The organism is Halorubrum ezzemoulense DSM 17463 (genome assembly GCF_002114285.1).
GTDB lineage: Archaea > Halobacteriota > Halobacteria > Halobacteriales > Haloferacaceae > Halorubrum > Halorubrum ezzemoulense.
This window is the reverse complement of record NZ_NEDJ01000033.1, coordinates 25,150-35,602: the sequence shown is the minus strand read 5'-3', so window position 1 is coordinate 35,602 and position 10,453 is coordinate 25,150. Positions and strand designations below refer to the sequence as shown.

At 71.6% G+C, this 10,453-nt stretch carries 11 protein-coding genes; 5 read left to right on the top strand and 6 right to left on the bottom strand.

Translation table 11 applies throughout. The features are described from left to right. The 4 genes from B9H04_RS10435 to B9H04_RS10420 all read right to left on the bottom strand — a co-directional run. A partial coding sequence (locus B9H04_RS10435) for an RtcB family protein (protein WP_085682681.1) occupies window positions 1-1,472 on the bottom strand: 1,472 nt, incomplete at its 3' end. A gap of 98 nt (window positions 1,473-1,570) precedes the next feature. Further along, the gene (locus B9H04_RS10430; protein WP_049930911.1) at window positions 1,571-2,113 is read right to left on the bottom strand and encodes a hypothetical protein; all 543 of its coding nucleotides are present in this window, start codon (window positions 2,111-2,113) and stop codon (window positions 1,571-1,573) included. Between the two features lie 67 nt (window positions 2,114-2,180). Further along, window positions 2,181-2,627, bottom strand: a complete 447-nt coding sequence (locus B9H04_RS10425; RefSeq protein WP_049930913.1) for an archease — start codon at window positions 2,625-2,627, stop codon at window positions 2,181-2,183. Continuing rightward, window positions 2,624-3,541: a DUF502 domain-containing protein gene (locus B9H04_RS10420; RefSeq protein ID WP_248648642.1), complete on the bottom strand. Its 918-nt coding sequence runs from the start codon at window positions 3,539-3,541 to the stop codon at window positions 2,624-2,626. The genes B9H04_RS10425 and B9H04_RS10420 overlap by 4 nt, the downstream gene beginning before the upstream one ends. A gap of 191 nt (window positions 3,542-3,732) precedes the next feature. Between B9H04_RS10420 and B9H04_RS10415 the strand changes: the two genes are divergently transcribed. Next, window positions 3,733-4,206 carry a GNAT family N-acetyltransferase gene (locus tag B9H04_RS10415; protein WP_085682680.1) on the top strand — a complete coding sequence of 158 codons (474 nt, stop codon included), beginning with the start codon at window positions 3,733-3,735 and terminating at the stop codon, window positions 4,204-4,206. A gap of 83 nt (window positions 4,207-4,289) precedes the next feature. Next, window positions 4,290-5,513 carry a hydroxymethylglutaryl-CoA reductase (NADPH) gene (gene hmgA / locus B9H04_RS10410; RefSeq protein WP_049930916.1) on the top strand — a complete coding sequence of 408 codons (1,224 nt, stop codon included), beginning with the start codon at window positions 4,290-4,292 and terminating at the stop codon, window positions 5,511-5,513. Window positions 5,514-5,546: 33 nt separating this feature from the next. Here the strand turns inward: hmgA and B9H04_RS10405 are convergent, their stop codons facing one another. Together B9H04_RS10405 and cofH are read right to left on the bottom strand one after the other, a co-directional pair. Next, entirely contained in the window at window positions 5,547-5,858 is a 312-nt protein-coding gene (locus B9H04_RS10405) for a DUF2250 domain-containing protein (protein ID WP_049930918.1), read from the bottom strand. 116 nt (window positions 5,859-5,974) lie between these two features. Beyond that, window positions 5,975-7,432 carry a 7,8-didemethyl-8-hydroxy-5-deazariboflavin synthase subunit CofH gene (gene cofH, locus B9H04_RS10400; RefSeq protein ID WP_049930920.1) on the bottom strand — a complete coding sequence of 486 codons (1,458 nt, stop codon included), beginning with the start codon at window positions 7,430-7,432 and terminating at the stop codon, window positions 5,975-5,977. Between the two features lie 223 nt (window positions 7,433-7,655). Here cofH and B9H04_RS10395 point away from each other — a divergent pair, with 223 nt between their 5' ends. The 3 genes from B9H04_RS10395 to B9H04_RS10385 all read left to right on the top strand — a co-directional run bounded on the left by B9H04_RS10395 (window position 7,656) and on the right by B9H04_RS10385 (window position 10,374). After that, window positions 7,656-8,315 (top strand): ArsR/SmtB family transcription factor, encoded by a 660-nt coding sequence (locus B9H04_RS10395; protein ID WP_049930922.1) that lies wholly within the window; start codon window positions 7,656-7,658, stop codon window positions 8,313-8,315. Window positions 8,316-8,394: 79 nt separating this feature from the next. Continuing rightward, on the top strand, window positions 8,395-9,315 hold the full coding sequence (locus B9H04_RS10390) for a DMT family transporter (RefSeq protein WP_049930924.1): 921 nt from the start codon (window positions 8,395-8,397) through the stop codon (window positions 9,313-9,315). Window positions 9,316-9,399: 84 nt separating this feature from the next. Then, window positions 9,400-10,374 carry an alpha/beta hydrolase gene (locus B9H04_RS10385; RefSeq protein WP_085682679.1) on the top strand — a complete coding sequence of 325 codons (975 nt, stop codon included), beginning with the start codon at window positions 9,400-9,402 and terminating at the stop codon, window positions 10,372-10,374. The last annotated feature ends 79 nt before the right edge of the window (window positions 10,375-10,453 follow it).

The following is a 10,453-nucleotide window of genomic DNA, read 5'->3' as shown; positions in this document are numbered from 1 at the left end:
ACCTTGTCGCCGATGCCGAGCTCGTCGCTCACGCGGATCACCTCGTCGATGTCCTTGTAGACGCCGGGGGCCTCCTCGGCGATGGTGGCACCGGACTGCGCCTTCACGTAGATCTGTTGGCCGTCTTCGAGGTCGTCCTGTACGTCGCCGCCCCAGAACTCCTGTTTCGCCTGCGTGCGGCTCATCAGCCGCCCCGCGCCGTGGGCGGTCGAGCCGAACGAGACGCCCATCGACTCCTCTCCGCCGCGGAGGACGTACGAGCCCGCGCCCATGCTGCCGGGGATGATGACGGGCTGGCCGACCCCGCGGTACGCCTCGGGCACGTCCCCGTTGCCGGCGGGAAATGCCCGCGTCGCGCCCTTGCGGTGGACGTACAGCTCGCGCTCCGCGCGGTCGACGGCCGCGCCGCCGACGGCCGGGCGCCCCTCGGCGTCGACGCCGACCTCGTGGGTCTCCTTCTTGGCGATGTTGTGCGCCACGTCGTACAGCAGCTCCATCCCGAGGTCCTCGATCGGGTCGGCGCCGAACACCTGGCCGAACGTCTCGCGCGCCTGATGCGTGATCAGCTGGCGGTTCACCCACGCGAAGTTGATACACGCGCCCATCGCGCCGTAGTACTCGTCGGCCAGGTCGGAGCCGGCCGGCGCGGCCGCGAGCTCCTTGTCGGGGAGCTCGGCGAGCAGGTCGTCGTGCTCCTGCTCGATCCGCCGGAGGTAGTCGTTACAGGTCTGGTGGCCCAGCCCGCGGCTCCCGCAGTGGATTAAGACGACGATGCCGTCCGCTTCGAGGCCGTACGCCTCGGCCACGTCCCCGCGGAACACGTCGGTGACGCGCTGGACCTCCAGGAAGTGGTTGCCCGAACCGAGCGACCCCATCTGGTTCCGGCCGCGGTCCATCGCCTTCTGGGAGACGTACTCCGGCCGGGCGTCGGGGCGACGCCCCTCGTCCTCGCAGCGCGCGAGGTCGCTCTCGATCCCGTACCCCTCCTCGACCGCCCACTCGACGCCCCGTTCGAGCGCGCCCTCGATCGCGTCGGCGTCGCCGTCTATCACGCCGCCGCCGCCCAGTCCCGACGGGACGGCCTCGAACAGCGCGTCGACCAGCTCCTCCTCCCGGCCGCGCACGTCGTCGTAGGTGAGATTCGTTCGCACCATTCTGACGCCGCAGTTGATGTCATAGCCGACCGCTCCCGGCGAAATACAGCCGGTTCGGGCGTCGATAGCGCCCACGCCGCCGACCGGGAAGCCGTACCCCTGGTGCCCGTCGGGCATACAGAGCGCGGGCTCGACGATGCCGGGAAGGTGAGTGGCGTTTTTCAACTGCTGGAGCGAGTCGTCGTCGCCAATCTCCTCGAGCAGCGACTCGCTGGCGAGGACCCGGGCGGGGACGTTCATGTCGCCCTCGCGGGGGATCTCCCAGACGTGCTCGCGCACCTTCTCCAGTCGGATCCCATCGAACTCGCGCGTTGTCATACCCGGCGTTCGACGCGGGGAGGCAAGGGCGTTGCGTCAGCGGGCGGCGACGCGAGCGAGTCCGTCGAGATCGACGCCCGTCGCCCGACCGCGACCGCCTACTGGTCGAGCGGGTCGATCGGGAGCCAGCCGATCGCGCCCTCGGCGAGCGTGAACGCGGCGAAGACTCGGCCGAGGACGAGCCCGTACAGCAGGTGCGCGACCGCGATGACCGCGCCGAACTCGAAGCTGGCCGTCAGTCCCGGCACCGGGAGCGTCGGCACCGGCAGCGCGGTCGCGCCCTCGATCGCGATCGCGGCCGGCAACAGCAGGCCGCCGGTGAGCACGCCCAGCAGCGCGGAGTGGACGACGCCGAGCGAGAGGCACCCGCCGACATCTCCCCGGAGCTCCGCGAAGAAGGGGCGGTCGAAGACGGCGACGAACAGCGCACCGAACAGCGCGCTGTTGAACAGGTGGACGGCCCACCCGACGAGGACCGTCTCTACCCCGACCAGCGCGCCGATCGTCGGCATGAGCCCGAGACCGAAGTGTAACACGGCGCCCATCGCGGCGCCGGCCACGAGCCCGCCGCTCGCCCCCGCGCGCCACCGCCGCTCCGCCACCGTCGATCCGATCCCGTCGCTCCGCTCTGAGTGTGACATACGTTACCAATGTACTCGATAACTATAATGGTTCCTCACGGCCGGCTCCGAGGCGGGGGGCACGGCCTCACACGTCGAACACGACGTACGCGTACCACTCGTCGCCGCGGCGTTCGAGAGCCATCTCGGAGTAGGTGACGGCCTTGATCTCTCGGGCGGCCACCGCGCCGAGCGGGACGCCGCGCGCGCTGGCCGCGAGCCGCCACTCGCCCGGCTCCGCGGGGTCGTCCTCGCCGTTCCCGTCGTCCGGTTCGGCGACCGTACAGCGGTGATCGGCCGGGAGCACGAGCCGCACGTCGCGCTCGTATATCAGCCGGTCGAGGTAGTCGAACAGCAGCGCCTCGCGGCTCTCGGCGGTGACCGTTAGCTCGAACCGCTCGCCGCCCGTCGCCGGAACGGACTCCGCGCTCGCGGCCGTAAGTCCGTCGGCGACCGCGGCGAACAGCGCCGAGGGGGTCTCGGCGGTCGCCTCGACGGCGACGTCGGCGGTGTGGTCGCGGAGCTCGTAGGTCATCGCTCGTCCACGCTTCGGCCGCCCTCGCGGCTCTCTCCGCCGGTCTTGTGGCCCTCTCCGCCGGTCTTGTGGCCCTCTCCGCCGGTCTTGTGGCCCTCTCCACCGCCCTTTCGACCCTCTCCGCCGCTCTCGTCGCGGGGCTCCTCCGCGTTCTCCGGTCGCCCGTCCGCCGGGAACCGGGCGTCGATGGTCCGCTCCGGCGCGCCGGGGCGGAGGTCATCCGGGTCGACGTCGTCGAGGTCGGCCGCGACCTCCTCCAGCGCGACCCCGCTCGTGACCAGCGCGCGGATCCCCTCGTCGACGGTCAGTTCGACGTCGACGACCCGGCGGTCGGGGACGAAGACGACGTGGCCGCCCATCACCGGGTTCGGGGCCATCGGCATGAACAGCGTTCGCATCCCGTCGCCATCGCCGTCCGCGTGGTCCGCGATGACATCGGGGGTCTCGCTCGTGACGAACGCGAGCGTGTACGTCTCCTCGGTCGGGAACTCGACGAGGACGACCTCGCGGAAGTTCCCGCCCTCCGAGTCGAGCATCGCGTCGCTCATCTGTCGGAACCCCTGGTAGACGGAGCCGACGCCCGGGACCCGCTCGACCGCGTCGTCGACGTAGTCGACCGCGCGCTCGCCGTACCGCGAGGACTCGACGCCGGCGCCCACGAGGAGGATCGCGGCCACGAACACGACCGGCGTCGCGACCTCGATCGCGGTCTCGCGGGAGACCGCGCCGATCACCGGGAGTCCGGCTCCCGGCGTCACGGCCACGACCGCCGAGGAGAACGCGTCGAGGTAGTCGTACACCGCGTTGAACGCGAACGCGAGCACGGCCAGCGTGATGACGGCGGGGACGATGACGGCGACGCCGGTGAGGAAGGCCCGTCGGAGCAGCTCGGCCCCCGACGACTCGTCGGTCATTGATCGCGACCACGCGCGACCGCGACAAAACGTTTCCGTCGAGCGCTCGGCCCGCGCCGGCGTCCCCGGGTACCCACCCGCTTCGGACCCGGCCTTCGATACGGTCCCGACCCGTTGAGAGCGGAGCTACCGCCCGCAACGGTCCCCGCTGGCGGTGGAGTTATATTCCGCCCGCGTGTTAGGTCATCGCAGTGAGCGTCAACGTCGAGAAACGGACCGACCCGCCCGGCGAGTCCGACTACGCGACCGCCGCGTGGGAGCTCAAAGAGCAGATTCGGTCCGCTGAGGGCGTCCTCCGACAGCGACGCGGCTTCTTCGTCGACGCGTACCGCCGGTCGACCGGCCACCTACTCGTCGAGAACGACCGGCTCGTCGCGTTCGCCTCCGTCCGGCGCGACGGCTACATCCTCCTTCTCGCCGTTCACCCCGATCACCGCCGCCGCGGCCACGCCGAGCGCCTGATCGCCGACGTCGCGGAGAACCACCGGTCCGTCACCTGTCACGCCCGCACGACCAACCGGCAGGCGCTCGGCTTCTACGAGCACCTCGGCTTCGAGGTGATCCGCCGCATCGACGACTACTACGAGGACGGGGGGGACGCCTACTACCTCAAGCTCGGCGGCGAGTCGCTCCGCGAGCGGCTCTCGGGGTTCGTCGGCCGGTAGCTCGCCCAGTCGGTCCGCTCCGCTCGCCCCGGGAGGCCCGCCGAACCGACAGTAATTAGCGCCCGCCGCGAGGAGAGGGCGGCATGTCGCAACCGACTCCCGCGGACCTCGCGGCCCGGGTCCGCGACGGCGACCTCCGCTTCCACGAGCTGGAAGACCACGCCGACGCCGACGCCGCGGCCGCCGCGCGCCGGCTGCTCGTCGCGGAGGCGACCGACGCCGACCTCGACCCGCTCGGCGAGTACGCGTTCGACGCCGCGGCGGTCCACGGCTCGAACATCGAGAACACCCTCGGCGGGGTCCAGGTCCCCGTCGGCGTCGCCGGTCCGGTGACCGTCGACGGCGGCGCGGGGACGGCCGAGCGCTACCTGCCGCTGGCGACCACCGAGGGCGCGCTGGTCGCGTCGATCAACCGCGGCTGCTCCGTCGTCGAGGACGCCGGCGGCGCGACCGCGCGCGTGACGAAGAGCGGGATGACGCGCGCGCCCGTCTTCCAGGTCGCTGGCGTCGCCGAGGCCGAGGCGCTCGTCGCGTGGCTGCGCGACAACGTCCCCGCGCTGCGCGAGGCCGCGGAGTCGACGACGAGCCACGGCGAACTGCTCGACGTGACGCCGTACGTCGTCGGCAACAACGTGTTCTGCCGGTTCCGCTACGACACGAAAGACGCGATGGGGATGAACATGGCAACCATCGCGACCCGAGAGGCCTGCGACGTTATCGAGGCGGAGACGGACGCCTCGCTGGTCGCGCTGTCGGGGAACCTCTGTTCGGACAAGAAGCCGGCCGCGATCAACGCCGTCGAGGGGCGCGGGCGCTCGGTCGTCGCCGACGCGACGGTCCCACGCGAGACCGTCGAGGAGCGCCTCCACACGACCCCGGAGGCGATCGCTGAGATCAACACCCGGAAGAACCTCGTCGGCTCCGCGAAGGCGGGCGCGCTCGGCTTCAACGCCCACGTCGCCAACGCGGTCGCGGCGATGTTCCTCGCCACCGGGCAGGACGAGGCGCAGGTCGTCGAGGGGGCGAACGCGATCACGACCGCCGAGACGACCGCCGACGGCGACCTCTACGTCTCCGTCTCGCTGGCAAGTCTCGAAGTGGGGACGGTCGGCGGCGGGACGAAGCTCCCGACCCAGCAGGCGAGCCTGGAAATCCTCGGCGTCGCCGGCGGCGGCGATCCCGCCGGCAGCAACGCCGACGCGCTCGCGGAGTCGATCGCGGTCTGCGCGCTCGCCGGCGAACTGTCGCTGCTCGCGGCGCTCGGCTCCCGCCACCTCTCGTCGGCGCACGCGGAACTCGGGCGGTAGTCGGGCGCCGCGGCCCGCAGAGCGCCCTCCGCCTCAGTCCGACCAGCGCGGGCAGTCGTCGCGGAGCGCCGCCCGCCCCGCGTCGGTGAGACGGTAGACGGTCTCTCCGGTCACGCGCTCGACGAGCCCCGCGGCCGCGAGCGCCTCCAGCCGCGACTCGACGTGGTCGGCGTACAGTCCCGTGTTGCTCGCGACGAAGGCCGGGTAGTCCGTCCCCACGTCGTCGAGGTACGCCAACAGCCGCTCGTCGGAGCGCGTCAGCGAGGGCGCGTCGAGGCTCTCTCCGCGGCCGTCGCCGTCGCTCTCTCCCAAGCGGCCGACCGGCTGTGCGTCGGGTGCGGTCATCTCACACGTGGTGACGTGTGACATAATAAAGGGCGTACCGGGGGTTCCCACTCGATGAGAGTCGCCAGGGGTCCGGCGGAACGTGTTCGGCCGCTAACCGATCCGTCGGGATCGGTTCAGTCGTCGGCGTCGGCCGGCGGCGTTCCGACCGCGCCGCCGCCGCGTCCGCCGTCGGACGAGCGGTTCGCGAGCAGTGGGGTCCCGTCGGCGCGGGGGCCGAGACGCGGGCCGTGCGGCCCGTCGTCGGGGTCGATCCGGCGCCGGGTCCGGTAGTCGGTCGAGCGCTCGACCGGGGTCCGGCCGATCGCCGTGATCATCTCGACGTAGTCGTCGAACGAGCGGTACTCGCCGTACTCGCCGCCCGCGCGGCTGGTGATCTCCTCCGAGAGGATGGTGCCCATGAAGTCGTCCGCGCCGCAGTTGAGGAGTTTGAGCCCGTGGGCGTCGCCCGACTTCACCCACGACGCCTGGACGTGATCGACGTTGTCTAAGAAGAGCCGCGCGACCGCGACCACGAGCTCGTCCTCGGCGTGCGAGGGGCCGGAGTCGACGACGCCGCGCCGGTAGAGCGGGGTGTTCTGGTGGATGAAGGAGAGCGGAACGAACTCCGTGATCGCGCCCGTGCGGTCTTGGAGGTCCCGGATCACCTTCAGGTGTTGCGCGCGGTGCGCGACCGTCTCGACGTGGCCGTACATCATCGTCGAGGTGACGTCGAGGCCGGCGGCGGCCGCGCCCTCCATCGCCGCCACCCAGTCGTCGGTGCGGATCTTCCCCGGACAGATCACGTCGCGGACCTCGTCGACGAGGATCTCGGCGGCGGTGCCCGGTGCGGAGTCGAGCCCGGCGGCCGCCAGCTCGCGGTACACAGACTCGTACTCCCAATCGGTGCCCCGAGAGGCGTGATACGCTTCCTCCGGGGTCATCGAGTGGAGGTGGACGCCGCCGACCGACATCGCGTCCAACTGCTCGACGTAGGTGCCCGGGTCGGTCGCGTACCGCTCTGGCGGCTTGTAGTTCACCTCGCTCGCGGGGTCGTCGTGCGCGGCGAGGATCTCGTGATGTTCCTCGTTCAGCGCGAACGCGGGGTGGAGCCCCGAGACGGAGCATACCTCGTAGATCCCCATGTCGAGGGCGTCTTCGACGACCGCGCGCGACTCGGCGGGCGGCTTGGTGAACCCCGCGTGCTCGACGTCGCTGTCTGCCTCGAACGCGTGCGCGGAGTCCTTGAAGTTACAGAACAGGCAGCCGGTGTTACACGCGGTGGTGACGTTGTTGTTCAGGTTGGCGACGAAGGTGACCTCGTCGCCCACCTCCTCGCGCCGGCGCCGGTCGGCGGCCTCTAACACCGCCTCCTTGCGGACGGGGTCGATCCCGGCCGCCCCCGTGCCGGTGGCGAGCAGTTCGGTGGCGTCGTCGACCGTCAGCCGAGCGCCGTCGCGGGCCTTCGCGAGCGCGTTCTCGAACGACTGGTCGGTCGCGGGCGCGGCGAAGTCGAACTCCTCCGCGCCGCTCACGGTCCCGCCCTCTCCGCCTCCGCTCGATCCGCTCGCGCCGGAACTGCCCCCCGAACTCATCCCCTAACGTTCCCGGTTCCACCGTGATAAACGGGAGGGTCGCGACAGCCGATGCGTCCCCGGCGGGTCGTTCGGACGCGTCGGCTACCGCCGAGCGAAGGGGGGACACGAGCGGCACAGACTGTCCGCGTTCGCACCGAATCGCCGTACCCTGACGCTCCGAGCGGAACGCGACCGGTCACAGAAGCCAACCTTTTATCCGCTGGACGCTAACCACACGTTAATGGACTCCGCGGTACTGCTCGATCTCCTCGGCAACGAGAACCGGCGGCGCATCCTCCGGCTTCTCGCCACCAAGCCGTGTTACGTCACGGAGATCTCGGAGTACCTGGACGTGAGCCCGAAGGCGGTGATCGACCACCTGCGGAAGCTGGAGGAGGCCGGGCTCGTCGAGTCGACGACGGACGACCAGCGGCGGAAGTACTTCCGGATCGCGCGCAGCCTCCGGCTGGAGGTGAGCGTCTCGCCGTACGGCTTCGGCGCGAAGAGCGCGTACCCGGCGAAGAACAGCCTCGACATGTCCGGTCGCTGTCCGCACCTCTCGATCGAGGGCCCCGACGGGTCGGGCACGACCGGCGACCTCGCGGAGCTCGCGGAGGAGTTCACCCGCCTCCAAGACCTCGACCGGGAGCTCTCGCTCGCCCAGCGGTGGGTCCAGGGCCGCGTCGAGGACACGCTCGCCGAGATCGACGAGCGGCTCGGCGGGCAGGCCGACAGCCGCTTCTTCGCGACCGTCATCGCCGCGGTGGTCGAGACCGACGGCACGCCCGCGGCGGTCGCCGACGAGGTCGGCGCGCGCGAGTCGACGGTCGCGGACGCCCTGCGGCGGCTCTCCGACGTGGGCGTGGTCGCCCGCGACGCAGACGGGTACCGGGTCCGCTGACGGCCCCCTCCCGTCGACCGGATCCGGCGACCGCGACCGTTTCCGGAACCTTTTGGCTCGCCGCCCGGAGACGACGACCGTGAGCCGTCTCAGAAACCTCTCGCTGTTCCTCGTCCTCGCCGCCGCGTGGGGCTCCGCGTTCGTCGCGATCAACGCGGGATTGGCGTACTTCCCGCCCGTGCTGTTCGCGGCGTTCCGGTTCGACGTCGCCGGCGTCGTCATGCTCGCGTACGCGGCGTACGCGGTCGACGACCCGGTCCCGCGCGGCCGGGACCAGTGGCTCGAGGTCGTCTCCGGCGCCGTGTTCATCATCGCCGCCTACCACGCCTTCCTGTTCGTCGGGGAGAGCGACCCGGCGGTGACGAGCGCCGTCGCGGCCGTTATCGTCAGCCTTTCGCCGGTGTTGACCACGGTGTTCGCCCGCGCCCTCCTGCCGGCGGAGCGGCTGACCGCGGTCGGCGCGCTCGGCCTTGGGATCGGCCTCGCCGGGGCGGTCGTCCTCGCGAACCCCGACCCCGCCAACCTGACCGGCGGCGGCACCGTCGCGAAGCTGCTCGTGCTGCTCGCGGCGACCTCGTTCGCGCTCGGCTCCGTCCTCTCGCGGGCCTCGGAGGCCGACATCGCCATCGAGACGATGGAGGCGTGGTCGATGCTCCTCGGCGCGGGGCTCACCCATCTGCTCGCGCTCGCGCTCGGCGAGTCGGTCGCCGACGCGACCTGGACGACGGAGTCGCTGCTCGCCTTGGGCTACCTCTCGGTCGTCGCCAGCGGGATCGGCTTCCTCATCTACTTCGACCTGCTCGACCGGCTCGGCCCGATCGAGATCAACCTCGTCTCCTACGTCGCGCCGGTGTTCGCGGCCGCCGTCGGCTGGCTCGTCCTCGACGAGGGGATCACCCCGACGACGGTCGCGGGCTTCCTCACCATCTGTGTCGGCTTCGCGCTGGTGAAACGCGACGCGATCCGCGAGGAGCTGCGGGCGGTCGGCGTCGCGGGCTGAGTCGGGACCCCGACGGCCCCACCGACCGCCCGACAGCCGACCCCGCCGCAACCGTCTTGTCGGCGGGGCGACGACTTCCGGACCGTGAGCGCCGAACAGATCGACCCCCAGGCGGAGCGCGTCGCCGCCCGACAGTCGCGGGTCCCGCTTCCGCACGGTCGCTACCGGCTGAAGCTCCTCCGTCGCCTGACCGACCCGCTGATGCGGATCCGGAACCGCGACCCGCCGAGCGTAGGCGCAACCGAGTCGCTGACCCTTCCCGGACCCGAAGACGACGAGGCGCGGCGCGCCCTCGGCGACCGGGCGACGGTCGGCGACCTCGACGCGCGGCTCTACCTCCCCGCCGCCGCGCCCCCCTACCCGACGGTCGTCTTCTTCCACGGCGGGGGGTTCGTCCTCGGCAGCGTCGAGACCCACGACTGGCTCTGTCGGCACCTGACCCGGGAGAGCGGGTGCGCCGTCCTCTCGGTCGAGTACCGGCTCGCGCCTGAACACCCCTTCCCGGCCGCGGTCGCGGACGCGTACGCCGCCGTCGAGCGGGCCGCGGACGCGACCGAGCGGCTCCGCGGGACCGGCGACCTCGCGGTCGCGGGCGACTCCGCCGGCGGCACCCTCGCCGCGGTGACCGCCCTCATGGCCGCCGAGCGGGACGGCCCCGACATCGCCCGACAGGCGCTCCTGTACCCGGGGATCGGCGTCGACCCCGACCAGGAGTCGATGCGGGAACACGCCGGGACCGTCCTCTCCCGGGCGGACATCGAGTGGTTCTCGGCGGCCTACTACCGGAGCGACATCCACCGTCGGAACCCGTACGCCGACCCGATCAACGCCGGCGACCTCTCCGGCGTCGCGCCCGCGACGGTCGTCACAGCGGGCTTCGACCCGCTCCGGGACGGCGGGAGGGCGTACGCGGAGCAGCTCGTCGCCGACGGCGTCGCAACCCGATACGAGAACTACCCCGCGATGGTCCACGGGTTCATGACGATGCCGGAGGTCGACCGGGCGCGCGACGCGATCGCGAGCGTCGGCGGCGACCTCGCCGACGCCTTCGGCGACTGACGGCGTTCGACGACCGACGGCGGTCGGTGCCCGTGACAACCCGTCGCAGGGCGCCGGTGGAATTTATTCGGCGGGCGAC